This window comes from Idiomarina loihiensis, from assembly GCF_024584785.1.
Lineage (GTDB): Bacteria > Pseudomonadota > Gammaproteobacteria > Enterobacterales > Alteromonadaceae > Pseudidiomarina > Pseudidiomarina fusca.
Map to the genome: position 1 here is coordinate 1320579 of NZ_CP074112.1, position 25754 is coordinate 1346332.

Here is a 25754-nt window from a genome sequence, read left to right on the forward strand (position 1 = left end):
TCAATTATTTCCTTTATCTGACTGGCCCGAACCGCCCTCGCTAGCACCCTGGGTATTGCGAATAATCACCGGGCCAGGGTAGTGCGGACGGCTGAAGTAGTAGTGACGATACCATAACGAACTATAATCTACTTCAACTTGAGTTTTTTCTTTTTGAATCGGCCACAAATATTTGCCACTGGCATTCAGTACCGGGAACAAATAGTTGTATTCGTCAATCATTCCTGTTTCAGCTGCGGCTATGGTCCCGGTAAAGGTAATATAGCGCCCTTCTTTGTAAACCATGGGGTCAACAAAGCCGGCTACTTTGGCACGAAACCGCCCATCGCTTTGATCGCTTGGAACGGGACGCCCCCAACCTTGCAGTTCTAAGTGAACCACTTCGATTTCGGTACCCGCATCAGTGTTACGCACCGCTGCAATCATACCGCCCCAACGCGCTGGCTGGCCGATATATTGCTCCGGCTGCTCGAGCGCATTCTTATAACTCACCAAACTTGCTTCATCGACTACTTCGAGTTCATCAGGAACGGACGAACATGCGCCTAGAAAAAGTGCCGCAAGACCTATCAACCATAACTGTTTCATTTGTCTACTCCTCTGCGTGCATGCATCTGTATAGCATAGTTTAGAAAAGCCTTGTTACCAGTTAGTTCCCGCAAATATCTTGTAAAATTATGTATCAAGCAGGCTTTTTAACGGCCGGCGTTATGCACGTCCCGGTAGCTTTTTCCAAGTCACTTCATTACGCACATAAAGCGGTTCAAGATCGGCCGCATCAACTGCAGGTAAACCGGCATCAGCAAGGCGAATCATATCTTCTGCCAGCGGCAAGGTGACATCATCCAGAATCTGTACGCTAGCGCCCGCCGCTAAGACCTCGCCATAAGCCTGCCAACCCGTGCCCACTGCCGTAACTGGCCCTGCTGGCCACCAAGGTTGTTGCGCTAAGGCCGTTAGACTGGCCATTTGTGGCGCGAGGGTCGGCTTCGCCAACCCGGCTTGATTGTGATAAACCGCAACGTAAACTTCATTCATTCGGGCATCAATGGCGCTCACTATAGTCTTCGCATCATGTAAGCGTATGGCTTGCTGTGCCAAGGCGGCCAAGGTACTCACGGCCACTACCGGTAGGTTCTGACTGAAGGCCAACCCTTGCGCCACTGAAACGCCAATGCGCACCCCAGTAAAACTACCCGGCCCGTGGCCTACCACCAGCTGTTCCACGTCTGCTAGACCAAGCTCAAACTCAGCTAGTACCTCATCAATTAAGGTTAGAATTTTCTGTGAATGTTCACGCGGCGCCAACATGCTGCGCTGGGCCCATTGGTTGCCCACACGCAAAGCTACCGAGCACATCTCGGTAGAAGTATCTAAGGCTAAAACAGTGTGCTTCACTAACTGGTCTCCAAAGCTTTTAAAAATTCTAAGGCATCATTTAATTCGCGCGTTCTGCGCATGGCTGGCAAGCTTTTCAAAAACAAGCCACCGTAAGGTTTAGTCACCAACCGTTGATCGCAGACAATCAACACACCTTGGTCATGGGCATCACGAATGAGTCGCCCCGCACCCTGCTTGAGTGCGATAATCGCAGGTGGCAATTGTACTCGCATAAAGGGCTCAACTCCACGTAAACGACAATCCTCGACTCGCGCTTGCAGCAAGGGGTCGTCGGGCGATGCAAAGGGTAACTTATCGATGATTACGCAGCGTAACGCATCGCCGCGCACATCCACACCTTCCCAAAACGAGGCTGTGCCTAGCAACACCGCCCGCCCGTTGGCGATAAATTGCTCCAACAACTCCCGTTTACTGGTGCTACCTTGCACCAGTAATTCACGGTCAGTTAATGGGGCCAATAAAGTCGCCACCCGTTGCAACATGCGATGACTGGTAAACAGCACAAACGTACCGCCGCTGGTATTGACTTCAAGCACCTGCAGGACTATCTCAACCAGCTTGTCCGCCATGCTAAACTCATGGGGTTGCGGCAAGTATCGAGGCATACACAAGACCGCCTGCTCAGCAAAATTAAAAGGGCTTGGTAAGCATAAGGTTGCCGCTTTGTATAAACCCAACTGGTGGGTAAAGTGGGTAAAATCTTCGCCCACGGCTAGGGTTGCTGAGGTAAAAATCCACGCCATGTCGGAGCGGTTTAAATAGCCCCCAAACTTATCAGCGACACTTAAGGGAGTCTGATGCAAGGTCACTTGCCGCACGGTGGTTTCATACCAAAAACTGTAGCCAGTACGTTGGGTATCCATCAACAACTGCCATTTCGCCAAGCCATCGATACAGCGGTCGTAGGCATTATCTAAATCTTTGCTGCGCCCCAACGCTTGCTTTATTACCTGCACTAAAAACGTCAGGCTATCTTCTACCGCTTGCGCCGCTTGTTGTACTTCTGCTTGCGCCGCATGCTGTCGCCAGTTGCCGCGTTGTGGCTCGGTCGGAAACACCAAGCGCCAATCGCGTAAGCTTAACAAGAGTTTATCAGCGGCTTTTTCTAACTGGCGCAAATCTTTAAGCTCGGTTAAGTACAGTACCTTAATTTCGTGGGCCAATTCTTGCAGCTGACGACTAGACACAGCTTCGCCAAAATACTGACTAGCAATATCTGGCAACTGATGCGCCTCATCAAAAATCACGGCATCAGCAGCTGGTACCAATTCACCAAAACCAACATCCTTCAGTGCCATATCAGCAAAGAATAAGTGATGATTTACCACCACTAAATCAGCATCTAAGGCCTTTTTGCGGGCCAGCACCAGGTGACAATCATCGTACAGAGGGCAATCACGGCCCAAGCAATTGTCCACCGTACTTGTTACCACCGGCAAAATCTCAGCATCTTCTGGGAGTCCGCTGATCGCGCCAACATCGCCATCGCGGGTACGCTGCGCCCAAATCTGCACCTCACGTAACTGCTGTTGCTGTACTTTAGTGAGTTCACTGGCATGAGCTTGGGCTGCTTGCAACCTATGTATGCACAAGTAATTAGCGCGTCCTTTGAGGAGCGCCACCACTTTGCTCGGCGCCAACAGTTTACGCAAGGTGGGAAGATCGCGGTGAAACAACTGCTCTTGCAAGGCTTTAGTACCCGTAGAAATAATGGCCTTACCATCACTTAACAGCGCCGGTACCAGATAAGCATAAGTCTTACCGGTGCCGGTTTCAGCCTCGACCACTAATTGCTGCCGCTTTTTTAAGGTGCTGGCAACAGCGGTGGCCATGGTGGTTTGCGCGGCGCGCGGTGCAAATCCCGGCAGCGCTTGTGCCAGCACACTGTCGGCTTCAAAATAGGAACTGATCTTGGCCATAAAGTCTTTCGTATCGGAGAAAACTAAAGCCTATCATAAACTCGGCTGATGGTTGGCAAAAAGTCACTTGGGTAATAACACCATGATGCCTTTATCGGGGCGTCTGCCAAGCTGAATCATTTAGATTGGCGGTGGTGCCCAACAAGCCTATTTATAGTAACAAGACCGGCTCATTTAACCGCCACGCCAAAGTTATACAACTTGCAGACAGGAAATTTAATCATCCAATAAATCTAGGCTTGATGGCGTCACATTTTTCTATACAATAAAGCCACAAATTGATGAGAAAGACGGTTTCATAGTAGGACGATAACATGCCTGCTTTTTAATCTTCAAACCTCTTTCATCAGCATCATTGAGCACACACTGGTAATTTAATGGAGTACATTATGACCAAGCAAAACTGGCACCACCATCATCATAGATATCGTTAGCCCAGTTTTGTGTGCTGAAGGCTAACTCATTTCATTTGGGATTGCCTTCTCCGAACTAGAACCCCGCAAGGCAATCCTTCGCGGGGTTTTTATTTGGAGAATATTATGGTTGTAGATAAAAGTTCACAGCGATTAACCATCGCCATTCAAAAATCAGGTCGTTTAAGCACGGAATCCATTGCCCTACTGCAAGCCTGTGGCTTTCGCTTCAGTCTGCACGAGGCCCGTTTACTTGCGCACAGCAGTAACCAACCGGTTGATTTGTTACGAGTTCGTGACGACGATATCCCAGGCTTGGTGATGGATGGGGTGGTTGATCTTGGCTTGGTTGGCGAAAACGTACTGGAAGAAGTGCGTTTAGAACGTAAAGCTACCAATATCAGTTATGACTTTACTCGTCTGCGGGCGCTAGAGTTTGGCCAATGTCGATTATCTATTGCGGTTCCCAAAGAAGACAATTATCAAGGGTTAGCGGATTTACAGGGCAAACGCATTGCCACCACCTACCCCTATCTGTTGCAAAATTACTTACAGCAACAAGGTATCAGCGCCAGCAACGCTATTCTTACCGGGAGTGTTGAGGTCGCTCCACGTGCCGGATTAGCCGATGCAATTTGTGATTTAGTCTCTACCGGCGCCACCTTAGAAGCCAACGGCTTGATCGAAAAAGAAGTCATCTTCCGCTCGCAAGCACAGTTAATTCAACGCCCTGGTAGCCTGCCTGCGGCCAAGCAAGCTATCGTTGATCAATTGCTACCGCGCATCGATGGCGTGCAAATGGCGAAAGAAAGCAAGTACATCATGCTGCACGCTCCGGTTGCGCAACTCGAGCAAGTTGTTCAGTTACTGCCTGGTGCTGAGCGCCCTACCGTACTGCCGTTAAGCCACACCGAAGAACTCGTGGCAGTGCACGTGGTGAGCACCGAAACCTTATTCTGGGAAACCATGGAACAACTTAAAGCCATCGGCTGTAGTTCCATTTTAGTCTTACCAATTGAAAAAATGATGGGTTAAGTTATGGCACAACTTCAACAAGTTATTTGGCAACAGCTCACGGCCGACCAGCAACGTCAGTTGCTGGCGCGTCCTGCTCAAGCACAATCAGCCGAGCTACTTAGCCAGGTGCAAGCGATCATTGATGCGGTTGCCAATGACGGCGATGCGGCGGTGCTCAAGTACACCCAACAATTTGATTGCCCGAGCTTAACTGAGCTGCGTTACGACGAGGCGGCAATTGCTGCCCAAGCCGCCTTAGTAGAGCCACAAGTTAAAGCAGCCATTGATACGGCCTATCAGACCATTTATGCGTTTCACCAAGCGCAACAGCCGCAGGCGGTTACCGTAACAACTGCCCCGGGGGTGAGCTGCACCCAACAATATCACGCGTTAGAAGCAGTTGGCCTTTATATTCCTGGTGGCACGGCTGTACTGCCATCTACCGCATTAATGTTAGGCGTACCGGCGCAACTTGCAAATAATCCACGCCGGGTATTAGTCAGCCCACCGGATCGCAACGGTCAGCTGTCTCCAGCTCTGATGTACGTGGCGCAAAAATGTGGTATCACCGAGGTGTATCGCTGTGGCGGAGCACAAGCTATCGCAGCGCTAGCGCTGGGTACCGAAAGCATGGCGCCGGTGGCGAAAATTTTTGGCCCGGGCAACAGCTATGTTACCGCTGCCAAACAATTAGTTGCCCAGATTCCGGGGGGCCCAGCAATTGATATGCCAGCAGGGCCTTCTGAGCTGTTGGTGATTGCCGATGACAGCGCTAATCCGGCCTTTGTGGCGGCTGATTTATTATCTCAAGCCGAGCACGGTGCTGATTCGCAGGTGATTTTGCTAACTCCATCGGCACAGTTATTGGAGCAAGTCACGCTGGCTTTATCCGAACAATTAGAGCAGTTACCGCGCTCGGACATTGCCCGTCGAGCTCTTGCTGGTAGCGCCCTCATTCAAGTCAGCGACCTTGCCGAAGCCATCGCCATTAGCCAGCAATATGCCCCTGAGCACTTATCAGTGCAGTTAGATAGTGCTGAAGATTATTTAGCGCAGTTAACCCATGCCGGTTCGATTTTTGTCGGCCATTACACGCCAGAGTCTGGCGGCGATTATGCCACCGGTACTAATCACGTGTTACCTACTTACGGCTTTGCGCGCAATTACAGTAGCCTTGGTTTGTTAGATTTTTATCGGCGCTACACCTTACAACGGGTTAGCCAAGCCGGCTTAGCTGGTCTTGCTAACGCTATTATCGATCTTGCTGAAACCGAAGGGTTATCAGCCCATGCCCGTGCGGTTAGTATTCGGTTGGAGCAATCAGTATGAGTTTGGCCAGCAAATTACAGCGAGCTCACCTCGCCCAGTTAACGCCTTATGCCTCGGCACGCCGCAGCATGAGTGGTGGCAATGTGTGGCTGAATGCTAACGAAGCTCCCAGCACCCCATTAGCCGCCGTAGCTGATAACGCCATGAGCGGTAGCGATCTCAATCGTTACCCGTCGTTTCAAAGCGCAGCTCTCAATCAGGCCTACGCCAGTTACGCTGGGGTTAGCGCCGAGCAAGTACTCAGTTGTCGTGGCAGCGATGAAGCCATTGAATTGCTGATTCGTACCTTTTGCGAACCTGGTCGCAATAGCATCGTCATTTGCCCCCCCACCTACGGTATGTATGCCATCAGTGCGCAAACGCACGGTGCTGGGGTAATTAGCGTGCCGCTGCAACAACAACAATTGGATGTTCCGGCCATCCTTGAGCAAATACAAACGGCAGCGCAAACCGTCAAACTTATTTTTGTCTGCAATCCCTCTAACCCGCTCGGCAATAACTTAACCCTAGACTCGTTGCAGCAGTTGCTACAGCAAGTAGGCGAACGTGCTATTGTAGTGGTTGACGAAGCCTACATTGAGTTTGCCGCAGCAAGCTCTGTACAGGCTCTAAATGAAGTAAGCTCATGGTTGCAGCAGTACCCGCAATTGGTGGTGCTGCGAACGCTATCAAAAGCCTTTGGTTTAGCCGGTATTCGCTGCGGTTTTGCCTTAGCGCCAGCCGATATCATTGAAGCGATACGCAAGGTGATTGCTCCTTATCCGTTGCCACAAACGACGGTAACTATCGCCACGCAAGCATTATCTGATGCTGCCATCAACGCCATGCAGCAACAGGTAGCAGCAACCAACACCCAGCGCGAGCGATTGCTAGCAGCGCTAGCAGATGCCAGCTGGGTGATTAAGATTTGGCCCAGCTGTACCAATTTTGTGTTGCTCACAGTAACAGATGCGGCGGCGATCGTAGCGCACTTTGCCGCTGCGGGTATTTTAATTCGTAATCAGTCGCAGCAATTAGGACTAGCCAACAGCGTGCGCATCAGTATTGGCAGCGCCGCCGAAATGGACCAATTATTGAAGGTATTTCCATGAGTTCAGCAGCCCAGAAAATTTTATTTATCGACCGCGATGGCACTTTAGTAGAAGAGCCGCCGATTGATAAACAACTTGATAGTTTAGCCAAGCTTAAATTTGAACCTGGCGTGATCCCGGCCTTACTGCAATTACAGCAAGCTGGCTATCGTTTGGTGATGGTGTCTAATCAGGATGGCTTAGGCACCGACAGCTTTCCACAAGCGGATTTTGATGCGCCCCACAACTTAATGATGGACGTGTTAAGCTCACAAGGCATACGTTTTGACGACGTCTTGATTTGTCCACACTTTGCGGAGCAGGCCTGTAGTTGTCGTAAGCCGGCCTTGGGCTTGGTCAAAAACTATTTGCAACAAGGCCGTGTCGATTTTACTCAGTCATATGTTATTGGGGACCGTGATACCGACTTGCAATTGGCTGAAAATATGGGGATTCAAGGCATCAAATATGACCCAGCCACAACTTCATGGGCGACCATCGCCCACCAGTTATTGGCCAAGCCACGCCAAGCCAAGGTACAACGCACCACCCGCGAAACGGATATTTTAGTTGAGCTCGATTTAGATGCCAGCCAGCCTATTAGCATCAGCACTGGGATTGGCTTTTTTGACCACATGTTGGAGCAAATAGCCACCCACGCTGGTTTTGCCCTCAACCTGCAGGTACAGGGTGATTTGCACATTGATGAGCACCACACTGTGGAAGATACGGCTCTGGCTTTCGGCCAGGCGTTACGCCAAGCTCTAGGCGACAAGCGTGGTATCGGCCGATTTGGTTTTGCCTTGCCGATGGATGAGTGTCGCGCAGAATGTTTGATCGATCTTTCTGGTCGTCCTTACCTGCAATTTGAGGCCGATTTTAGCCGTGACAAAGTGGGTGAATTATCGACCGAAATGGTCGGTCACTTCTTCCGCTCATTAAGCGATGCCATGGCGATATCACTGCACTTAAGCACCACCGAGGGTAACAGCCATCACCAAGTTGAAAGTCTATTCAAAGTGTTTGGCCGGGCACTAAGAGCTGCTATCGCACGCACGGGCGAACAAAGCCTACCTTCGAGTAAGGGGATGCTGGCATGAGTAAGCCAAGCCTAGTCATCGTAGATACCGCCTGTGCTAACATCAGCTCAGTGCGCTTTGCATTTGAACGCCTAGGCGTAAGCCCGCTGGTAACCGCCGATGCGGCTCAGATTAATAGTGCTGACCGGGTGATTTTACCCGGGGTCGGCACCGCCGCCGCCGCCATGCGCAACTTACAACGACTGGAACTCGTTGATACCCTGCGGCAGTTACAACAGCCGGTGTTGGGTATCTGCTTGGGGATGCAGCTGTTAACCACGGCATCAGCCGAAGGTGATGTTGATTGCCTCGGTATTATTCCGACTCGAACCGAGCGCTTACAAGCAGCAGATTTGCCGTTACCGCACATGGGTTGGAACACCGTGGATGGCCGTGCCGACAACCCGCTCTTAGCTGGTTTGCCTGATGCCAGTTATTTTTATTTTGTGCACAGTTTTGCGGTGGCCGTGAGTGCACACACCATCGCAAGTTGTCACTACGGCCAAACCTTTGCTGCCATGGTCAGAAGCGGTAACTTTTTTGGTGCTCAATTTCACCCGGAACGATCGGGAGCTGCGGGCGCCACCATCCTTAAGAACTTTTTGGAGCTAACTGATGCTGATACCCGCACTTGATTTAATTAACGGCGAGGTCGTGCGTTTACAACAAGGTGATTTTGCTCGACAAACAACCTTTGCTAGTGATCCCCTACCGATCGTAGCTGATTACCAAGCAGCCGGTGCTCAATGGTTGCATTTAGTCGATTTAGATGGTGCTCGTGATCCAGCCCAACGGCAGTTGCAACTGCTGCAAAATATCACCGCTGCAACCAGCATGTCGGTGCAAGTAGGTGGGGGTATTCGTACCCAAGCCGACCTTGAACAACTGTTTGCTTGTGGTGTGCAGCGAGTGGTGTTAGGTTCGGTGGCGGTGAAACAACCTGCCTTGGTACAACACTGGTTCAGCCACTATGGCAGTGATGCCATTGTGCTGGCATTGGATGTGAACATTGACGCTGACGGCCAAGCTTGGGTCGCTACCCACGGTTGGCAGCAATCATCCGAGCTAACCTTGGAGCAAATGATTGAGCAGTATTTACCGGTAGGGTTGCGTCATGTGTTGTGCACCGACATCAGCCGTGATGGCATGTTAACGGGCACCAATGTCGAGCTGTATCAGCGGCTCAAACAAGCCTACCCTAGCCTAGTGATTCAAGCCTCAGGTGGGATTGCTGATTTAACCGATTTAGAGCAGTTGCAAGCCAACCAATGCGATGCCGCGATTCTTGGTAAAGCGCTGCTCACCGGACGATTTACGTTGAAGGAGGCGCTCGCATGCTGGCCAAACGCATCATCCCCTGTTTAGACGTGCGCAATGGCGAAGTCGTCAAAGGCGTGCAATTTCGTAATCACGAAATTATTGGCGCTATCGAACCACTTGCCGAGCGCTATGCTGCGGCCGGAGCTGACGAGTTAGTCTTTTACGATATCACCGCGTCGGCCGATGCCCGCGTGATTGATAAATCCTGGGTAGAACGGGTGGCGCGTCTGATCGATATCCCCTTTACCGTAGCCGGTGGCATTAGCTCGATTGAGCAAGCGCAACAGCTGTTAGCTATGGGCGCTGATAAACTATCGATTAACTCGCCAGCACTGCAAAATCCCGACTTAATCAATCAACTGGTCGATGAGTTTGGACAACAATGTATTGTGATTGGCATTGATAGTTTTTTTGACAGCGAAAGCCAAACCTATCAGGTTTATCAGTTTACTGGTGACGAGCAACGTACTCAGAAGACCCGTTGGCAAACGGCTGATTGGTTGGCGGAAGTGGTCGCACGAGGCGCTGGCGAAGTGGTGCTAAACTGCATGAACCAAGATGGCGTGCGCAAAGGTTACGATATTGCCCAGTTGCAAACGCTACGCCGTAGTTGCCCTATTCCACTGATTGCATCGGGTGGCGCGGGTGCCAAAGAACACTTTGCTGAGGTGTTTCAGCAAGCTGCTGTCGATGGCGCTTTGGCGGCCTCGGTCTTTCACAAGAACATTATTGAAATTAGCGAGTTAAAAGATTATTTAGCTACGCAAGAGATTGTGGTACGACGCTAACGCAAGCGCCGCTTGTACCCATGCACAAGGATACTGAGTTATGCTTATTACTCCAGCCAATCAAGCTGTCGTAAATTTTAGTAAAGCTGCGGATGGGTTGTTACCAGCTCTGGTACAACATCCCCTAAGTGGCGAAGTGTTAATGCAAGGCTACATGAACAGTGAGGCTTTAGCGCACACGCTAAGCCACCAGCGAGTGACTTTTTTTAGCCGCAGCAAACAGCGGCTATGGACCAAAGGCGAAAGCTCTGAACACTTTTTGCAAGTCGTTAGTGTGCATACCGATTGTGATCAGGATAGTTTGCTTATTCGGGCGCTACCGCTCGGCCCTACCTGTCATCTAGGTAGCCGCAGCTGTTTTAGCGATGAGCAGTCAACGCCGATGTTGCAAACCCTGATGGATACCATCAATTCGCGCCGCAATGCAGATCCGAGCAGCAGTTATACTGCCAGCTTGTTTGCCGCTGGCATCAAACGCGCGGCACAGAAAGTAGGAGAAGAAGGGGTTGAAGTAGCACTTGCTGCCACGGCCGGTGACAATCACGAATTGCTCAATGAAAGTGCCGATCTGCTCTATCACCTGCTGGTGGTATTAGCCGCCCGCGATCTAAGCTTGAATGATGTGTTAGCGGTGTTGCAACAACGGCATCAGCCGGCTTCTACCTCATCATAGCGACTGGCACTAGCAGCGCAGGCTGATACTAACCTTGCGCTGCTATGCCGATACTGAATTAAGCGTGCGGATGCTGAGTTAAAATCAGCCCGTGCTGCTCATTGTAGCGGCGGCTCACAACCCGCAAGCGCCAAGTTAGCAGCACCGCTGCCACCGATAAGCCCACAATAAAGCCAACCCACATACCAGCAGCACCAATCGAAGGCACTATGGTATCCGTTAATGACAATAAGATACCCACGGTTAAGCCTAGTGGCCAGTACGACACAAAGGTAATAAACATCACCACTTTGGTATCTTTGTAGCCACGCAAGGTGCCTATTGCAATCGCTTGAAAGGTGTCCGACAGGGTAAAAATAGCAGCCAGCCCCATCAAGGTTGCAGCCAACTGGATCACCGCTTGATCATCGGTGTAGAGCCCAGCTAACCAAGCCCCGGTAATGTACATAATCAAGCCATTGACGGCGGCAAAGGTCATCCCATACAAGGTGGCTAACTTATGGCTGAGCATCGCGTTTGCTGGATTACCAGCGCCCAACGCAAAGCCTACCCGCAAGGTAACAGCCATGGATAAACTCAGCGGCACCATATACACCAACGAGGATATATTTAATGCTATCTGATGACTGGCCACCACGGTTGCACCTAAGGGTGCTATCACTAAGGCTGCGGCGGCAAACAGACTCACCTCAAAAAACATCGAGGTCGCAATCGGAAAGCCAATACGCACTATGTACCAAACATCATCCCAGTTTGGCGCATGCCAGCGCTTAAACACCCCGATTTTTTTGAAGCGCTTAGCTAAGCTTACATACAGCACCATGCTTAGCGCCATCACCCAAATCACAATACTGGTAGCGACGCCACAACCGGCACCGCCAAGCTCAGGAAAACCGCCTACACCGTAAATAAAGACGTAGTTAACTGGAATATTCACGATTAAACCAATAATCCCCACCACTAAGCTGGGCATGGTATGCGACAAGCCTTCACAGAAATTTCGCAACACCATGTAGATCACCAAGGCAGGTATCGCTGTGGCTACATACATCAGATAATCTAAGGTGATATCGCGGAAATTATCTTCAACACTCATCGCATTGAGGATCAAAGGTGCACACATGATCACGACAAAGCACAAAGCGCCACCCAACATGGCAGCGTAAATACCCTGCTGCACCATATTGGCAACTTTACGCTGCTTACCACCACCATCTAAATGCGAAATGATAGGGGCTAGCGCCAACGCCATGCCCATAATAATGAGGGTAGAAGGAACCCAAATGCTACCACCAACCGATACCGCGGCTAAATCGGTAGCACTCACCCGCCCCGCCATCAAGGTATCCACCACACTCATTAACATCTGTGTTAATTGAGCGATCAGGATGGGGCCCGTTAACCGGGCTAATTTTTTCGATTCTGTCCACCAGTGTGACGCAACCGGGCTGGCTTGCTGGTTCAAGGTACTACTCTCCTAACAAAGAAAAAGGCAAAACATGCAGGCACTGGCAGGTTCGTCAGCGGCGGCTTAGTCGGTAAATAATTGCCAACCAGCATCGAGTGCCGCTACTAACCGCTCAATTTGCGCGGGCGTATTGTACGCTGCTAAAGACACCCTGACTACCGCTGGTAACTGCCAATCTTGCAATAAGATTTGCGCGCAATGGTGCCCTGCACGTACCGCAATCTGGTGCTGATCTAACCAAGTGGCGATGTCGTGGGCCTGAAACTCATCGCTGTAAAAAGCAATCACTGGGGTATGCTGCTTACCCGCGGGTAATAAGGTTAACCAAGCACGCTGCTGCAACTGTTGCCATAACTGCTGCCGTAGCGCTTGTAAATAATCATGCAAGCCCAATTGCTGCTGTTGCTGTAGCCAAGCTAACCCGCTAGCAGCAGCAACCGCTGCGCCCACGTTAGGGGTGCCAGCTTCAAATTTATGAATACCTGTGACCAAATTGGCTTGGCTTTTAGTTACGCCAGTGACAATACCGCCACCCACCGTAAAAGGTTCACTGGCAGCAAGTAAAGCTTGGCTTAACCACAACACCGCACAGCCGGCTACGCCGTAGGCCTTATGCGCACTGAACACCACCGCATCGGCGCCCAACTGCGTTACCGCAAGCTGCTCATGAGCAACGGCTTGGGCCGCATCCACAATGGTCCAAGCCCCTTGCTGCTGGGCTGCCGCCAAAATCGGCTCAAGCGCAAATCGAGTTCCGGTAATATTGCTAGCTAAGGTAAGACTGACCACCTTGGTGCGCGGCCCCAATAAGTGTTGCCATTCACCCAACTCACCACTTGCTCTATCAAGGCTAATAAATCGCAGTCGTAAATCATGTTGAGCAGCCAAACGCTGCCACGGCAGGATGTTGGCATGATGCTCAGCACTACTTAGCAAAATTTCATCCCCCGCCTGCCAAGCTACCGGTAGCTGCTGCGCCAAACCGTTCAAGGCACTGGTGGTGGAGGCCTGGAAGCTCACCTGCGCAGCAGTTGCCCCAATCGCTTGGGCGCAATCTCGTCGCGCTTGCTCATAGCACTGGGTAGCAGCCCGCCCGCGTGCATAACTAGCACGATGCACATTAGCATGCTGGTGTTGATAATAATCCAGTAGCTTGGTTAATACCGATTGCGGTACTTGGCAACTGGCAGCACTATCAAAATAGGCCAGCTCTGGTTGTTGCTGACAGAACTCAAATTGCTCTAAGGGCGGTTGATAGCTCACCTGACTCTAACTCGTCTGTTGTAAAAACTCGATGATTTGCTGGTTCACTAATGCAGCATGGGTTAGTGGCCCCATATGCCCGCAGGGTAAAGTAACCGTAGTGGCATGGGGTAACACATGCAACAGTTGCTGCGCCACTTGCTTCGCACTAGCTTGAGTACTTGCACCTTGCAACAGGAGTAACGGCTGCTGCACGTGGCGGTAATCTTGTAATTTATGGGGCTCGCCCATCAACGCTGAAAAGTCCATGGCGACTTTACTTGCTTGAGCAATCATTAGGCGCTTAATTTTATCAGGTAACGCGTCAAAGTAGCCTGGTTCATTCCAATAATCGACAAAATTACGGGTAGCTGCCTGCGCATCATACTGGTCCATTTGTGCAGCAATGGCATCAATTTCAGCTCGCGCTGGGTCTTGATGGTCTAAGACATGAAATGCCACCGGCTCAAACAGCACCACACGGTCAACAACAAAGGGTTGTTCTAACGCTAACTTTAACGCCAAAGCACCCCCATAAGAGTGACCAATTAAGGTTACCGGTTGGGTTATCTGATAGTGCTGTAAGGCTTCTATCACTCGCGGCATTTCGTCGCTAAAGCGAAAGGCTTCAGGCTCTACCCCCGTTGCAACCGCAGGCGCTTGCCCATAACCCAGCAAGTCGATGGCGATGATATCGTACTCTGCTTGTAATTGGGTTTGTAACGCCCGCCATTGGCCACTGTTGCTCTGTGAACTATGCAGTAGCACCAATACTGGCTGGCCCGCGGTACCACTACGATAAACTCCAGCTAACTCGCTCATAGCACCTGCCCAACAAAATAACCAATCATGTAGCCGGCTTGCAGCATTAAGGTAATAAAGGTACCAAGCACACCCACAGTGCGCGCCCACGAGGTTCCAATACTCAATTTAAGCCCTAAGGCATGGCCAATTCGCGCCACGAATAACAAGGCTCCAAGCCCGTGTAATAAGCTCGCAGACGCACCGGTTAAGTCCATCAGTACTAACAACAGCAAGCTCAGTGGTACGTACTCAGAAAAATTACCATGAATACGCACCGCAACTTCTAAATCTTGTGCATTGCCGGTACCAATACCCACCCGATGACGCCAACGCAGGCGAATAATGTCGATGGCTAGCACAATATAAAGCAAGGTTAGTAAACCCGCATAAAGCAGACTTACAGATAAGTTCATGTCCATGGTGGCTCCTGATTTTTATTATAAAAAAAGCCCACACAAGGCGGGCTTTTTGATTATTATTGACCGGTTAAAGCTAACTTAACAGCTCACCTAACTCGGCACTGATAACCTCAACATCACGGGTTCCATCAATTTTGTGGAAGGCCGTTTTACCTTGTTCGGCTAGTTTACGATAATATGCTACCAAAGGCTCGGTTTGTTCATGATAAATTGCTAGGCGTTTGCGTACCGTTGCTTCTTTATCATCATCACGAATCACCAGATCTTCACCGGTTTCGTCATCTTTTCCGGCTACTTGCGGTGGATTGTACTGCACATGATAGACCCGACCAGAACCTGGATGCACTCGACGGCCGCCCATGCGTTCCACAATTACCTCATCTGGGACTGCAAACTCAAGTACCACATCCACATCAATACCAGCAGCATGCATGCCATCAGCTTGCGGGATGGTGCGCGGAAAACCGTCGAGTAAGAAGCCGTTGGCGCAATCAGCTTGGGCAACTCGCTCTTTCACTAAGCCAATCATAATATCATCAGATACCAGCTTGCCAGCATCCATAATAGCCTTGGCTTGTTGACCTAGTGGGGTACCTTCTTTAATTGCAGCTCGCAACATGTCTCCGGTTGAGATCTGTGGAATCCCAAACGTTTTCATCAGAAACTGCGCTTGAGTACCTTTCCCTGCGCCTGGAGCGCCCAACAAGATAATGCGCATGAACAACCTCTTTTAACTTGTGTGTGTTTTGCCAACGAATAAATGCGAACTTTACCTGCTGGCTCGCACCTTTACAAGTCCGAGCATTGCCGACTTTGGTCGGACAATGCTCGGTTGCACAGCTATTATTCAGTTAGTTCTAACATCAACCGATTTAAGCGGGTCACAAACTGCGCAGGATCTTTCAGGCTGCCACGCTCAGCTAGCGTTGCTTGATCAAGCAATAAATGAGCCCATTCAGCGAAGCGTTGCTCATCGGTGAGCGCAGTGATCCTTTGTACCAACGTATGTTCTGGATTGATTTCGAAAATATACTTGGTTTCTGGTACTGGTTGCCCTGCGGCTTCCATCAGCTTCGCCATTTGCGTACTCATGTCGTTGTCATCAGTGACAATACAGGCCGGTGACTGGGTTAACCTGTGGGTCACCCGAACGGTTTTAATCTGTTCGCCAAGCGCCTTTTCAAAACGCTCTAATTGCGGTTTGAACGACTTTTCTGCAGCTTCATGTTTTTGCTTGGTCTCGGCGTCATCTAACTCACCTAAGTCTAAGTCACCGCGCGTTACTGATTGGAACGGTTTTTCTTTGTACTCGCTCATGTGGCTCATTAACCACTCATCAATACGCTCTGATAACAACAACACCTCAATCCCTTTTTGACGGAAAATCTCAAGGGCTGGGTTATCTCGCGCAGCTTCGTAGCTATCGGCCACAATGTAGTAAATCTTGTCTTGCTTCTCTGGCATACGCTCAAGATAGGCATCTAAGCTAACCCGAGCCTCGCGCTGATCTTCATGGGTCGAGGCAAAGCGTAGTAAACTTGCGATTTTTTCTTGGTTCGCGCTGTCTTCTGCCGGGCCTTCTTTGAGCACAGTACCAAAGGTATTCCAGAACTCTTGATAAGTGTCTGGCTCGTCTTTAGCTAACTTGCTCAGCATGCTCAAGATTTTCTTGGTGCTACCGTTACGCATTGAGCGTGTAATCTTATTGTCTTGTAAGATTTCACGCGACACGTTGAGAGGCAAATCAGCTGAATCCATCAAACCACGCACAAACCGCAAGTAAGTTGGCATCAACTGCTTGGCGTCGTCCATGATGAACACCCGCTTCACATACAGCTTAATACCATGTTGCTGATCGCGGTTCCATAAATCCCATGGCGCACGCTTAGGAATATAAAGTAAGCTGGTGTACTCGCTGGTACCCTCAACTTTGTTATGACTCCAGAGTAACGGCTCATCAAAGTCGTGGGCTACGGTTTTATAAAACTCTTTGTATTCGTCGTCAGTGATCTCACTTTTATCGCGAGTCCATAAGGCTTGGCCCGAGTTGACGCTATCCCAACCCGTGTGCTTATCGTCATCATCGCGCTTCGGCATTTGCACCGGAATACTCAAGTGATCTGAGTATTTAGTGATGATACTCTTTAACCGCCATTCGTCTAAGAACTCGTTAGCATCTTCGCGTACATGCAAAATGATATCGGTGCCGCGTTTCGCTTTCTGGATAACCGCAATATCAAACTCGCCTTCACCGCGCGAGGTCCATTCCACCCCTTCATCGGCGCTGGTGCCTGCTGCTCGAGTACGTACTGTCACGCTATCAGCAACAATAAAAGCAGAGTAGAAACCTACCCCAAACTGCCCAATCAAGCGGCTATCTTTGGCCTGATCGCCAGATAATTGGCTGAAGAAGTCTGCAGTACCAGATTTCGCAATGGTACCCAGATTGGTCATCACTTCTTCACGAGTCATGCCAATGCCGTTATCGCTGATGGTAATAGTTCCTGCGTCTTTATCGGCACTTACGCGCACCCATAACTCACCGTCATCGGCCAGTAGACTGCCATCGCTAAGCGCCTTAAAGCGCAACTTATCCGCAGCATCCGATGCATTGGAAACGAGTTCCCGCAGAAAAATTTCTTTGTTGGAATATAATGAATGAATCATTAAGTGGAGCAACTGCTTCACTTCGGTTTGAAAACCGTGGGTTTCTGCTTGACGGGTCTCCGCCATAGTGGTCTCTCCTGCACTATTTAGTTAAACACTACAGCAGAGATGGGGATGGTGCTTGAGATTTCAAGCACCTTTAGCTAGTTTGCTTCGATAATTTTTCGCCCAGAAAAGGCATGACCTAAGGTAGCTTGGTCAACATACTCAAGTTCACCACCCACCGGCACCCCATGAGCAATGCGCGACGTCTTAATGTGGGCTTGCCGCGCCAATTCAGCAATGTAGTGCGCTGTAGCTTCACCTTCGACGGTCGGATTTGTCGCCAGAATGATTTCCTGGATGGCTTCGCTACTTAGCCGTTGTGCCAACACATCCAAACCTATATCTTCCGGACCAATCCCATCGAGTGGCGACAAGTGCCCCATCAATACAAAATAGCGTCCTTGATACTGCCCCGTTTGCTCAATCGCCAGCACATCGGCAGGGGTTTCAACAATGCATAACATGCCACTTTGTTGCCGTGCAGGATGGGCGCAAATCACGCACTGCGGCGACTCTGTTAACGTCCGACAATCATTACAATGACCTACTTTTTCGACTGCCTGCGTTAGTGCTTGCGCCAACCGCTGGGCACCCTCGCGTTGACGTTCCAACAGCTGAAACGCCATCCGCTGGGCACTTTTCGGACCGACCCCAGGGAGCACCTTTAAGGCTTGAATGAGCTCTTGTATTGCCGGACTTAATTGCATCTGAATACCTGTGTCTTAAAACGGCATCTTAAAGCCAGGTGGCAAGTTCATACCGCCAGCTACTTCAGCCATCTTTTCTTTACTGGTTTGCTCTACCCGACGCACCGCGTCGTTTACTGCCGCAGCAATCAGATCTTCCAACATTTCTTGGTCGTCATCGCTCATCAAACTAGGATCGATGGCAACGCGGCGCACGTTATGATTGCCCAGCATGGTTACTTTAACCAGACCAGCGCCCGCTTCACCTACTACTTCCATACTCGCGATTTCAGCTTGCACTTGTTGCATGCGCTCTTGCATTTTCTGCGCCTGCTTCATCATGTTTCCTAAACCACCACCTTTAAACATAACTACCTCTTCGTTTGGTTATTCGGGTTGCACCGAGTCTTCTTGTAACTCTGCGCCAAAGACTTGCGCTAATTGTTGAGCTACAGGATCTTGCTGCAAGGTTTGTTTTGCACGCGCTAATCGCTGCGCATCTATGTACTGTTGAATTTCTGCTGGCGTAGCCTGCTGGGTATCGCCAATCACCACATCTAACAATTGAATATCAAATTGCGCCAACATCCCCTGTTTAATGGTATCGATGGCTGCGTCATTCAAGAGATAGGCCCAGTTTTTCTGGCAAACTAACACGTGCCCTTGGGCGGTCTTTTGTAGATTACCATTACGAGCCAACTGCCTGGTCAAGCCATGTAATTCTAAATGATCTATCATCGCCGCCCAACCATCAATTTCAGCTGCCAAGCGTACCTGTGGCGCCAATTCCAGCTGATCTAATTGCAAGGTACTCACAGCCGGCGTCGCTAAACCAGCGTTCGCTGGTTGTGCTGGTGCCGCTGGTTGAGCTGGTGCCGCTGGTGTAGCTGGTTCGGTTGTCGCCGCTGGTTCTGGTGCTGGTGCCGCTGGTGTAGCTGGTTCGGTTGTCGCCGCTGGTTCTGATTCTGGTGCTGGTGCTCCTGCTGCTGAACTAGTTGATTCGGTTGTCACCGCTGGTTCTGGCGCTGTTGCACTGGCTGACGCTGGTTGTTTAGAACTTTGCTGCTTTTCAACCAGCGCCGCTCGAGTGGCCATCAACGCTGCTAAATCAGGTTTGCTGCTTGCCGCCGGCGTCGTTGCCGCTGGGCCCGCAGCTGGCTGCGCTGTAGCGGCGTCAGCTGCTACTGACGGCGCTGCTACCGGGGCTGTGCTTGTAGCACTGCTTGCAGCTGTGTTTGCAGCATGATTTACAGCTGTGCTCGCAGCATGAGTTGCAGCTGGCGTTACCGCAAAATCAGCAAAACGGTCGTCGTCATCATCGTCATCGTCCCCTAAATAAGCTGGGATCTCGTCATCGTCAGCCGCTTGAACTGATGTGACCGGCGCCGCGTGAGTTTGCTCAGACTGGTGCGCTGCTGCGGCTGGTTTGCTATTTGGCGACGCGGCGCTTTCAGTTACTTGATGCTCAGTATCGGTGACACCATGAGGCGTTTGCTGATACACCGCATCAGCCTGCACTGACTCAGTTGCGCTGGCCGCTTGGGGCTTTTTTACAGTCGCGCTAGCCCCCGTCACAGCTGGGGTTTCATTCACTTCTAACGATTGCGGCCGAAAAGCTAGCAGCCGCAATAGGGTCATTTCAACACCACTGCGCACATCGGCAGCGAGTGCTAAATCGCGGCGCCCTTGTACGAGGATGTCATAAAAAACTTGCAGCAGTTCAGCTGCTAGCTGCCCAGCAAGTTGCTGGGCTTGGTCATCAAGTTGAGTAACCCAAGCACTGTTTGGAACCACTTGGAACAGGGCCATTTGCTGCACGGTTTGCTGTAATTCGGGCAGTAAACCGGCTAAGTCTGGAACTTGGCTGGCCACATTATCTAGCGTTTGCATCATCCCAGCAGCATCGCCCGCCACTATCTGTTGCAACAGCTGTGCCACCTCATAGCCAGGCACACTGCCCAGCATTTGTTGTACCCCAGCCACAGTAACAGCTTGTTCACCCTGGGCTATAGCTTGGTCAGTTAAACTAAGAGCATCACGCAAACTACCTTGAGCAGCCCGCGCTAATGCTTGAATGGCGTCGGCATCAAACGGGATCTGTTCGGCGCTAAGCACCTGCTGTAGATGGTTGGCAATCTCATCGCGGCTCAAAGCCTTCAAGTTAAACTGCAGGCAACGTGACAGTACCGTAATGGGGAGTTTTTGCGGATCTGTGGTAGCAAGCAGAAACTTCACGTGCTCAGGCGGTTCTTCTAAGGTTTTAAGCAAGGCATTAAAGCTATGCCGAGAGAGCATGTGCACTTCATCTATCAGGTACACTTTAAAGCGCCCTTGAGTAGGCGCATATTGCACGTTATCGAGTAGTTCGCGGGTATCTTCAACTTTGGTACGTGAGGCCGCGTCTATCTCTAGAAGATCGACAAAACGCCCTTGTTCTATCGCCACACAAGCACTACAAGTGCCGCAGGGTTCAGCGGTAATACCTTGCTCGCAGTTAAGACTCTTGGCAAGAATACGAGCTATGGTTGTTTTACCTACCCCACGGGTACCGGTTAACAACCAAGCATGGTGCAACCGCCCTGTTTTAAGGGCGTTAAACAAGGGTTTGAGTACATGCTGCTGCCCTACTACCTGAGCAAAATTACGCGGTCGCCATTTCCGTGCTAAAACCTGATAACTCATGTCTATTCGCTTGTCCGCTGGTTAAAAGAAGCCGATAACTAAAGCCCCTAAGTTACCCTAAAACTCGCACAGGGTATAGTATGGAATCTGCGCTTGGTTTAGCCGTTCAGCACCGGGTAAATCGTGCAGGGTGATCACGAAACTACATTCCACAATTTCGGCTCCCAAGGCCTGCACTAAGGCTACCGCGGCTAACACGGTACCACCCGTGGCGAGCAAATCATCAATGATCAGCACCTTGTCGGTAGCGGTAATGTCATCAGCGTGCAGTTGCAGCTCATCTTCACCGTATTCGAGTGCATAACGCTGACTCACTACTTGGCGTGGTAATTTGCCCGGCTTACGCAGCGGCACAAAGCCAACACCCAGCGCATAGGCAAGCGCTGTTGCAAAAATAAAGCCGCGGGCCTCAATCCCAACAATCTTAGTGATACCTTGGTCGCGATAACGTGCTACCAAAGTATCTACGGTATGCTTGAATGCAGCCCCATCGGCCAATAACGGCGTGATGTCACGAAACACAATACCCGGCTTAGGGTAATCAGGGATGGCGCGAATGTGATCGGTTAATTGCATGGTGAATTACCCTCAATGCGCCTGCCCTCAGCTGATGCTGCCTTAGCAGGCGATAATTTATACGGTAAGCTGCTTCGGGTTGTGAATGGTACTAGCTAAATCTTGCAGCAACCCCAATAAACGGTCGGCTGCAATCGGTTTAGCCAAGCACAAATTAGCCCCAGCTTTTTCAGCTAACCCGGCTACCTGATTCACATCTTGCGTGGTCATCAAGATTACCGGGGTTTGCTTATAGGCAGGAAGTTGACGAATATTTTTAATCAACGCCATGCCATCCATGAGGGGCATTTTATGGTCAACTAAAATCACGTCAAAGTGCTTATTCTTTACTCGGTTAAGCCCATCAAGGCCATCATTGGCGCAACTCACCGAGAATTGGCTCTGTACAAGAATCTGTAGCAACTGAGCCTGGGTTGCTGGTTTATCCTCAACCAACAAAAGTTTAAGAGACATAACGTGCCTTTCAATCGTCACAGCTTATGCTGCAAAAAATTTATACCACGCCAATACCGCAGGTAAAGCCGGTACGGCAACAAACGTAATTACCGCAAGCCAGCCCATTTTTACGCCCGATTCGTCTCGGAAATCTTCATTATGTGCCATAAAATACATCCTCACTGACTAAAATTTTGCGGGGCGGATCATACTTCATTCGGGCGCGAGGAACAACACACAACGCTGCATTAACCCCTCAACCACTGTCACTAAGGCTTGCGCTAGTTGCTCTGGTTGATAGCCGACGGCGTAGGGCTGGAGGCTAGCCAAAGCAGCACGCAAAGTGCTGCCGTTAGCCTGCTGGAGAGTCTCCAACAACACCATTGTAAGCGGCGTTAGTTGCATAAATTTGACAGCTTCGTGTTGCTGCCAATGAGGCTGCGAGGTCAACTCACGATAAACCACCAAGCACACAGGTTCAGCTGCGGCAGGCGGTTGTGGATTAGCCGCACTCACTTGCTGCACAGGGTACTGGAACACGCCCAATTGGACACTTGGATTCACCCGGAATTGCACTCTATCGAGTAACTCATTTGCGCTCGGTGCAGGTTCGGCCGCGGCGTTAGTAGCGTGCAGCAACTGATAATCCACCTCGGCATACAAAGCGTCAACTTCCATCCGCTCGTATTGCGCCAACTGAGCCCACACCGCGGGTAACGTTTGCTGCGCAAACGCCACAAACTCACGTCCGATATCGGCAAACAGCGGCGACTGCGCGGCGTGTTGCTGCATAAACTGATAGATCAGCTGTTGCCATTGCTGCTCATTGTGCAACTGTCGCAATACCGGGAAGCCACGGCTGATAAAGCTATCTATGTTATTAAAAACCAAGCGCTGATACACAGCTAAACGCCGAGGTTCAACGCCTGGAAGGCTACCTTGGTTAGGAGCACGAATAGCGGCCGCCCACTGTTGCTGCAGCTCACGCCAATCAGGACTCGGTTTGTTAGTTGCCATGCAGCGCCTCACCGAGGGGTTGCAGCTGTTGATCAAGCTCATACAGCTCGTTAAGAAGCTCTCCCAAGGGAGGAATATTGAAATCTCGTTCGAGTACCACCGCAAACGGCCCATGAACCTGCTGAGCTAACTGCAATAACTCCACCACTGCTGGTTTTACCCCAGCACCGTGGGTATCTATGAGTAAATCGGGAGCTTCTTCATGATGCCCGGCAATATGGCCATAGGTAAGGCGCGAACTTGGTAGTTCGCAAATAAACTGATGCGGATCGTAGCCCTGATTGATGCTATTAACGTAAACGTTATTCACATCAAGCAATAGCTCACAATCTGCGCCTTGCAAAATGCGCTTAATAAAACTCAATTCATCCAGTTCTGTAGCAGCACTCGCGTAATACGAAATATTCTCGAGTACCAACGGTCGCTCAATAATTTCCTGTACCCTTCGCACCCGCGCAATCACGTGTTCGGCAGCGGCTTCGGTAAAGGGGATCGGCAACAGATCATACAAATGGCCACCGACCGAGCAGTAACTCAGGTGTTCACTGTACCGGTTGATACTAAACCTATCTAAGAACGCCTTGAGGCGCAGCAAAAAAGCCTCATCTAGAGGATCTTGGCTGCCAATGGATAGCGATAACCCATGGCTGCTGATGGGATAATGGTCGCGCAGATAATCTAACTGGTATTCAGCCAAATTACCGCGCCCCATCCAGTTCTCTGGTGCAATTTCCCACTGAGCGACGGCGGGTAGCTCCGTCAAAACCTGGTCTAAAAATTCCCGCCGTAAGCCTAATCCTAAGGAGGGTATGGGGTTAGGCGTTAGCGCTGCTCGCCGCATTTACCTTCGCCGCACTTGCCTTCACCGCATTTCATTTCTTGCTCAGCTTTGCCTTTCTTTTTGGCATCCATTTTTTCGCGCATTTTTTCGCGCATTTTTTCACTCATTTTTTCACTCATGGCTTCGCCACATTTGCCCTCACCACATTTACCTTCAGCTTGATGTTTAGCACGCTTTTCTTGATCGGCTTCACCACATTTACCTTCGCCGCATTTCATTTCTTTGTCGGCTTTTTTATTAGCCTTGTCTTTACCACCGCCACGCATTTCTTGCTGTTGCTGAGCTGCTTGCTGGTAGCCACTAGGCAATTCACTAAAACCAAACGGATTAGCTTGCGCCGCGGGTGCAGCAGCACTTGCTAACAAGGCTCCTACAGCTAAAGTAACTGACGTTTGTAGTGCTTTCATAAGGATAACTCCAAGTGATTAATGACGATTGAAAAAAAAATCTTGTTACTGAGTATAGACTAGCATAGCGAGTTAAAGTTCGAAATAGATTGCCATAGCAAAAAAAACCCCGCACCAGGCGGGGTTTTCATTATCTAACGAACCTGAAAGCTTAAGCCTTACAGCTTAACGCCACGGTTACTGGCTTTAGAACGAATGTATTGTTCCCAGCTACGTGCTGAGCGACGTTCGTTTTCAAACTTCTGTGCTTCTTTAACTGATGCCAAAGCTTGGCTGAACTTATTCTGATAGAAGTAAGCTTCAGTTAATGACATATACACAGCACCGCGTTCTTCAATGCCTAAGTCTAATGCTTTACTGTAAGCAGCAGCTGCCTGAGTGTACATTTCTGCACGCAAATACGATGTACCTTGGCGACGATATTGGGTTGCTTTGTCAGCGTTAGTTTCTTCTAACTCTGCCGCTTTACCGTATAGCGCCGCAGCACGCTTATATTCACGCGCTTGGTCATAGTTTTGCGCAGCATTTTGCCACAAACGTGCAGTCTGCTCGAGATCACCATTGTTTAGGTGTTTTTCCATTAAGCTTGCTGCTTTATATGGAATCTCGTTGTTACCGTACAGTTGAATCAAGGCTTTGTACTGGCTTTCTTTGTCGAAATAACCGGCTAAGTATGCAACCTCAAGAGTTTGCAGAGCTTTGTCGATTTTCTCTTCCAGCAAGTACATCATACCTAACTGATTCCACCAGTTTTTCTCGTCAGGAATAACTTTCAAACCGGCTTCTAGTACTTTAACTGCATCGCTGTACATTTTGCGTTCGTAATAAGAAGCTACTTTAAGAACATAAGGGTTCTTATTAGGCTCTTCGTAGTTACGAATAGCTAAATCAGCTGGTTGAACGATTTTGTCGAATTGCTTCATCTCGTAGTAAGCGTTAGCAATACGTAAAAATACATCCGGGTCTGCTTCGCCAGAGAATTGCAACCATTTGCCATAATACTGAATAGCTTGGTTGTATTGCTCTAATTGCAGGCTCAAATCAGCTGTTAGCTTTAATGCAGTGGCTTGGTCGTTCCAGCCTAAGATATCAGCATCGGCCGCGGCTTTCACCAAAGGCAGAGCTTCGTCTAACTGGTCGTTACCCGCATACAAGCTACCTAACAAGCGATTTACAAAGGCTTGATCAAGGTCAGAACGAATCGATAAATCTTTAAGTTCTGTAATCGCACCATTGGCATCGCCTGCTTCGTACAACTCAACCGCCGCCATAACGCGACGACCGATACGCTCTGAAATCGCTTCATTTCGACGCGAGTCTTTGCGTTTCTGAATTTCTTCAGCGGTAGGCAAGTTGTAGTTAACGTCTTGCGCTGAAGCAGTAACTGGGGTTACCGCTAAAGCCGCAAACAATACACCAGCGCTAGCTAAGGCTACGAGCTTCTTGTGCATCATCG

The 25754-nt window shown here is 50.1% G+C and carries 27 protein-coding genes; 8 read left to right on the plus strand and 19 right to left on the minus strand.

Features of this window, described 5'->3' with window-relative positions; translation table 11 throughout:
• The 3 genes from KGF88_RS06380 to KGF88_RS06390 all read right to left on the minus strand — a co-directional run bounded on the left by KGF88_RS06380 (nt 1) and on the right by KGF88_RS06390 (nt 3320).
• Entirely contained in the window at nt 1–588 is a 588-nt protein-coding gene (locus tag KGF88_RS06380) for a Slp family lipoprotein (RefSeq protein WP_153826681.1), read from the minus strand.
• A 120-nt stretch (nt 589–708) separates the two neighbouring features.
• Entirely contained in the window at nt 709–1398 is a 690-nt protein-coding gene (tsaB, locus tag KGF88_RS06385; protein WP_162014541.1) for a tRNA (adenosine(37)-N6)-threonylcarbamoyltransferase complex dimerization subunit type 1 TsaB, read from the minus strand.
• Nucleotides 1398–3320 (minus strand): ATP-dependent DNA helicase, encoded by a 1923-nt coding sequence (locus tag KGF88_RS06390; protein ID WP_153826682.1) that lies wholly within the window; start codon nt 3318–3320, stop codon nt 1398–1400. Before KGF88_RS06390 ends, tsaB begins: the two co-directional genes overlap by 1 nt.
• A 539-nt stretch (nt 3321–3859) precedes the next feature.
• On the opposite strand from KGF88_RS06390, the gene hisG reads away from it, so the two are divergent.
• From hisG to hisIE, 8 genes are read left to right on the plus strand one after another with little or no spacing between them, the layout of a single operon-like run.
• Nucleotides 3860–4768, plus strand: coding sequence for an ATP phosphoribosyltransferase (gene hisG, locus KGF88_RS06395; protein WP_153826683.1), 909 nt, complete (start codon nt 3860–3862; stop codon nt 4766–4768).
• A gap of 3 nt (nt 4769–4771) precedes the next feature.
• Nucleotides 4772–6079, plus strand: coding sequence for a histidinol dehydrogenase (gene hisD, locus KGF88_RS06400; RefSeq protein ID WP_153826684.1), 1308 nt, complete (start codon nt 4772–4774; stop codon nt 6077–6079).
• The gene (gene hisC / locus KGF88_RS06405) at nt 6076–7170 is read left to right on the plus strand and encodes a histidinol-phosphate transaminase (RefSeq protein ID WP_153826685.1); all 1095 of its coding nucleotides are present in this window, start codon (nt 6076–6078) and stop codon (nt 7168–7170) included. The genes hisD and hisC overlap by 4 nt, the downstream gene beginning before the upstream one ends.
• The gene (gene hisB / locus KGF88_RS06410) at nt 7167–8249 is read left to right on the plus strand and encodes a bifunctional histidinol-phosphatase/imidazoleglycerol-phosphate dehydratase HisB (protein WP_153826686.1); all 1083 of its coding nucleotides are present in this window, start codon (nt 7167–7169) and stop codon (nt 8247–8249) included. The genes hisC and hisB overlap by 4 nt, the downstream gene beginning before the upstream one ends.
• A complete protein-coding gene (gene hisH / locus KGF88_RS06415; protein WP_153826687.1) occupies nt 8246–8863 on the plus strand; it encodes an imidazole glycerol phosphate synthase subunit HisH in 618 nt (205 codons plus the stop codon). The genes hisB and hisH overlap by 4 nt, the downstream gene beginning before the upstream one ends.
• Nucleotides 8844–9593 carry a 1-(5-phosphoribosyl)-5-[(5-phosphoribosylamino)methylideneamino]imidazole-4-carboxamide isomerase gene (hisA, locus tag KGF88_RS06420; protein ID WP_153826688.1) on the plus strand — a complete coding sequence of 250 codons (750 nt, stop codon included), beginning with the start codon at nt 8844–8846 and terminating at the stop codon, nt 9591–9593. The genes hisH and hisA overlap by 20 nt, the downstream gene beginning before the upstream one ends.
• A complete protein-coding gene (gene hisF / locus KGF88_RS06425; protein ID WP_110074707.1) occupies nt 9563–10336 on the plus strand; it encodes an imidazole glycerol phosphate synthase subunit HisF in 774 nt (257 codons plus the stop codon). The genes hisA and hisF overlap by 31 nt, the downstream gene beginning before the upstream one ends.
• Before the next feature lie 40 nt (nt 10337–10376).
• Nucleotides 10377–11009 (plus strand): bifunctional phosphoribosyl-AMP cyclohydrolase/phosphoribosyl-ATP diphosphatase HisIE, encoded by a 633-nt coding sequence (gene hisIE / locus KGF88_RS06430; protein ID WP_153826689.1) that lies wholly within the window; start codon nt 10377–10379, stop codon nt 11007–11009.
• A 58-nt stretch (nt 11010–11067) separates the two neighbouring features.
• Here the strand turns inward: hisIE and KGF88_RS06435 are convergent, their stop codons facing one another.
• From KGF88_RS06435 to KGF88_RS06510, 16 genes are all read right to left on the minus strand, one after another.
• A complete protein-coding gene (locus KGF88_RS06435; protein WP_228759521.1) occupies nt 11068–12474 on the minus strand; it encodes an MATE family efflux transporter in 1407 nt (468 codons plus the stop codon).
• A 66-nt stretch (nt 12475–12540) separates the two neighbouring features.
• Nucleotides 12541–13740, minus strand: coding sequence for an aminotransferase class V-fold PLP-dependent enzyme (locus KGF88_RS06440; protein ID WP_153826690.1), 1200 nt, complete (start codon nt 13738–13740; stop codon nt 12541–12543).
• A 6-nt stretch (nt 13741–13746) separates the two neighbouring features.
• Complete coding sequence (locus KGF88_RS06445) at nt 13747–14541, minus strand: alpha/beta fold hydrolase (protein WP_153826691.1); 795 nt, start codon at nt 14539–14541, stop codon at nt 13747–13749.
• The gene (locus KGF88_RS06450; protein ID WP_228759522.1) at nt 14538–14936 is read right to left on the minus strand and encodes an MAPEG family protein; all 399 of its coding nucleotides are present in this window, start codon (nt 14934–14936) and stop codon (nt 14538–14540) included. The genes KGF88_RS06445 and KGF88_RS06450 overlap by 4 nt, the downstream gene beginning before the upstream one ends.
• 79 nt (nt 14937–15015) lie before the next feature.
• Nucleotides 15016–15660, minus strand: coding sequence for an adenylate kinase (adk, locus tag KGF88_RS06455; protein ID WP_110074712.1), 645 nt, complete (start codon nt 15658–15660; stop codon nt 15016–15018).
• 125 nt (nt 15661–15785) lie between these two features.
• Complete coding sequence (htpG, locus tag KGF88_RS06460) at nt 15786–17675, minus strand: molecular chaperone HtpG (protein ID WP_153826692.1); 1890 nt, start codon at nt 17673–17675, stop codon at nt 15786–15788.
• Nucleotides 17676–17752: 77 nt separating this feature from the next.
• The gene (gene recR / locus KGF88_RS06465) at nt 17753–18361 is read right to left on the minus strand and encodes a recombination mediator RecR (RefSeq protein WP_110074714.1); all 609 of its coding nucleotides are present in this window, start codon (nt 18359–18361) and stop codon (nt 17753–17755) included.
• A 15-nt stretch (nt 18362–18376) separates the two neighbouring features.
• Nucleotides 18377–18709: a YbaB/EbfC family nucleoid-associated protein gene (locus KGF88_RS06470; protein ID WP_153826693.1), complete on the minus strand. Its 333-nt coding sequence runs from the start codon at nt 18707–18709 to the stop codon at nt 18377–18379.
• A gap of 18 nt (nt 18710–18727) precedes the next feature.
• The gene (gene dnaX / locus KGF88_RS06475; protein ID WP_162014542.1) at nt 18728–21022 is read right to left on the minus strand and encodes a DNA polymerase III subunit gamma/tau; all 2295 of its coding nucleotides are present in this window, start codon (nt 21020–21022) and stop codon (nt 18728–18730) included.
• 57 nt (nt 21023–21079) lie between these two features.
• Nucleotides 21080–21598 carry an adenine phosphoribosyltransferase gene (gene apt, locus KGF88_RS06480; RefSeq protein WP_110074717.1) on the minus strand — a complete coding sequence of 173 codons (519 nt, stop codon included), beginning with the start codon at nt 21596–21598 and terminating at the stop codon, nt 21080–21082.
• 57 nt (nt 21599–21655) lie between these two features.
• Nucleotides 21656–22051 (minus strand): response regulator, encoded by a 396-nt coding sequence (locus tag KGF88_RS06485; RefSeq protein WP_110074718.1) that lies wholly within the window; start codon nt 22049–22051, stop codon nt 21656–21658.
• A 24-nt stretch (nt 22052–22075) separates the two neighbouring features.
• The gene (locus KGF88_RS06490) at nt 22076–22201 is read right to left on the minus strand and encodes a hypothetical protein (RefSeq protein ID WP_257119975.1); all 126 of its coding nucleotides are present in this window, start codon (nt 22199–22201) and stop codon (nt 22076–22078) included.
• Between the two features lie 45 nt (nt 22202–22246).
• The gene (locus tag KGF88_RS06495; protein WP_162014543.1) at nt 22247–23050 is read right to left on the minus strand and encodes a DNA-binding domain-containing protein; all 804 of its coding nucleotides are present in this window, start codon (nt 23048–23050) and stop codon (nt 22247–22249) included.
• Entirely contained in the window at nt 23040–23891 is an 852-nt protein-coding gene (locus KGF88_RS06500) for a DUF692 domain-containing protein (protein ID WP_153826696.1), read from the minus strand. Before KGF88_RS06500 ends, KGF88_RS06495 begins: the two co-directional genes overlap by 11 nt.
• Nucleotides 23873–24298 carry a hypothetical protein gene (locus KGF88_RS06505; protein ID WP_153826697.1) on the minus strand — a complete coding sequence of 142 codons (426 nt, stop codon included), beginning with the start codon at nt 24296–24298 and terminating at the stop codon, nt 23873–23875. The genes KGF88_RS06500 and KGF88_RS06505 overlap by 19 nt, the downstream gene beginning before the upstream one ends.
• Before the next feature lie 158 nt (nt 24299–24456).
• Nucleotides 24457–25752, minus strand: coding sequence for a tetratricopeptide repeat protein (locus tag KGF88_RS06510; RefSeq protein ID WP_228759523.1), 1296 nt, complete (start codon nt 25750–25752; stop codon nt 24457–24459).
• Nucleotides 25753–25754 lie beyond the last annotated feature (2 nt).

Coding starts and splice junctions, on each gene's coding strand:
- KGF88_RS06500 (WP_153826696.1), bottom strand. CDS start 23,891: ATGCGGCGAGCAGCGCTAACGCCTAACCCCATACCCTCCTTAGGATTA.
- hisA (WP_153826688.1), top strand. CDS start 8,844: ATGCTGATACCCGCACTTGATTTAATTAACGGCGAGGTCGTGCGTTTA.
- KGF88_RS06450 (WP_228759522.1), bottom strand. CDS start 14,936: ATGAACTTATCTGTAAGTCTGCTTTATGCGGGTTTACTAACCTTGCTT.
- hisIE (WP_153826689.1), top strand. CDS start 10,377: ATGCTTATTACTCCAGCCAATCAAGCTGTCGTAAATTTTAGTAAAGCT.
- KGF88_RS06505 (WP_153826697.1), bottom strand. CDS start 24,298: ATGAAAGCACTACAAACGTCAGTTACTTTAGCTGTAGGAGCCTTGTTA.
- KGF88_RS06485 (WP_110074718.1), bottom strand. CDS start 22,051: ATGTCTCTTAAACTTTTGTTGGTTGAGGATAAACCAGCAACCCAGGCT.
- hisG (WP_153826683.1), top strand. CDS start 3,860: ATGGTTGTAGATAAAAGTTCACAGCGATTAACCATCGCCATTCAAAAA.
- hisD (WP_153826684.1), top strand. CDS start 4,772: ATGGCACAACTTCAACAAGTTATTTGGCAACAGCTCACGGCCGACCAG.
- KGF88_RS06510 (WP_228759523.1), bottom strand. CDS start 25,752: ATGATGCACAAGAAGCTCGTAGCCTTAGCTAGCGCTGGTGTATTGTTT.
- apt (WP_110074717.1), bottom strand. CDS start 21,598: ATGCAATTAACCGATCACATTCGCGCCATCCCTGATTACCCTAAGCCG.
- hisF (WP_110074707.1), top strand. CDS start 9,563: ATGCTGGCCAAACGCATCATCCCCTGTTTAGACGTGCGCAATGGCGAA.
- KGF88_RS06490 (WP_257119975.1), bottom strand. CDS start 22,201: ATGGCACATAATGAAGATTTCCGAGACGAATCGGGCGTAAAAATGGGC.
- hisB (WP_153826686.1), top strand. CDS start 7,167: ATGAGTTCAGCAGCCCAGAAAATTTTATTTATCGACCGCGATGGCACT.
- htpG (WP_153826692.1), bottom strand. CDS start 17,675: ATGGCGGAGACCCGTCAAGCAGAAACCCACGGTTTTCAAACCGAAGTG.
- KGF88_RS06380 (WP_153826681.1), bottom strand. CDS start 588: ATGAAACAGTTATGGTTGATAGGTCTTGCGGCACTTTTTCTAGGCGCA.
- hisC (WP_153826685.1), top strand. CDS start 6,076: ATGAGTTTGGCCAGCAAATTACAGCGAGCTCACCTCGCCCAGTTAACG.
- dnaX (WP_162014542.1), bottom strand. CDS start 21,022: ATGAGTTATCAGGTTTTAGCACGGAAATGGCGACCGCGTAATTTTGCT.
- KGF88_RS06445 (WP_153826691.1), bottom strand. CDS start 14,541: ATGAGCGAGTTAGCTGGAGTTTATCGTAGTGGTACCGCGGGCCAGCCA.
- KGF88_RS06495 (WP_162014543.1), bottom strand. CDS start 23,050: ATGGCAACTAACAAACCGAGTCCTGATTGGCGTGAGCTGCAGCAACAG.
- recR (WP_110074714.1), bottom strand. CDS start 18,361: ATGCAATTAAGTCCGGCAATACAAGAGCTCATTCAAGCCTTAAAGGTG.
- hisH (WP_153826687.1), top strand. CDS start 8,246: ATGAGTAAGCCAAGCCTAGTCATCGTAGATACCGCCTGTGCTAACATC.
- KGF88_RS06390 (WP_153826682.1), bottom strand. CDS start 3,320: ATGGCCAAGATCAGTTCCTATTTTGAAGCCGACAGTGTGCTGGCACAA.
- adk (WP_110074712.1), bottom strand. CDS start 15,660: ATGCGCATTATCTTGTTGGGCGCTCCAGGCGCAGGGAAAGGTACTCAA.
- KGF88_RS06470 (WP_153826693.1), bottom strand. CDS start 18,709: ATGTTTAAAGGTGGTGGTTTAGGAAACATGATGAAGCAGGCGCAGAAA.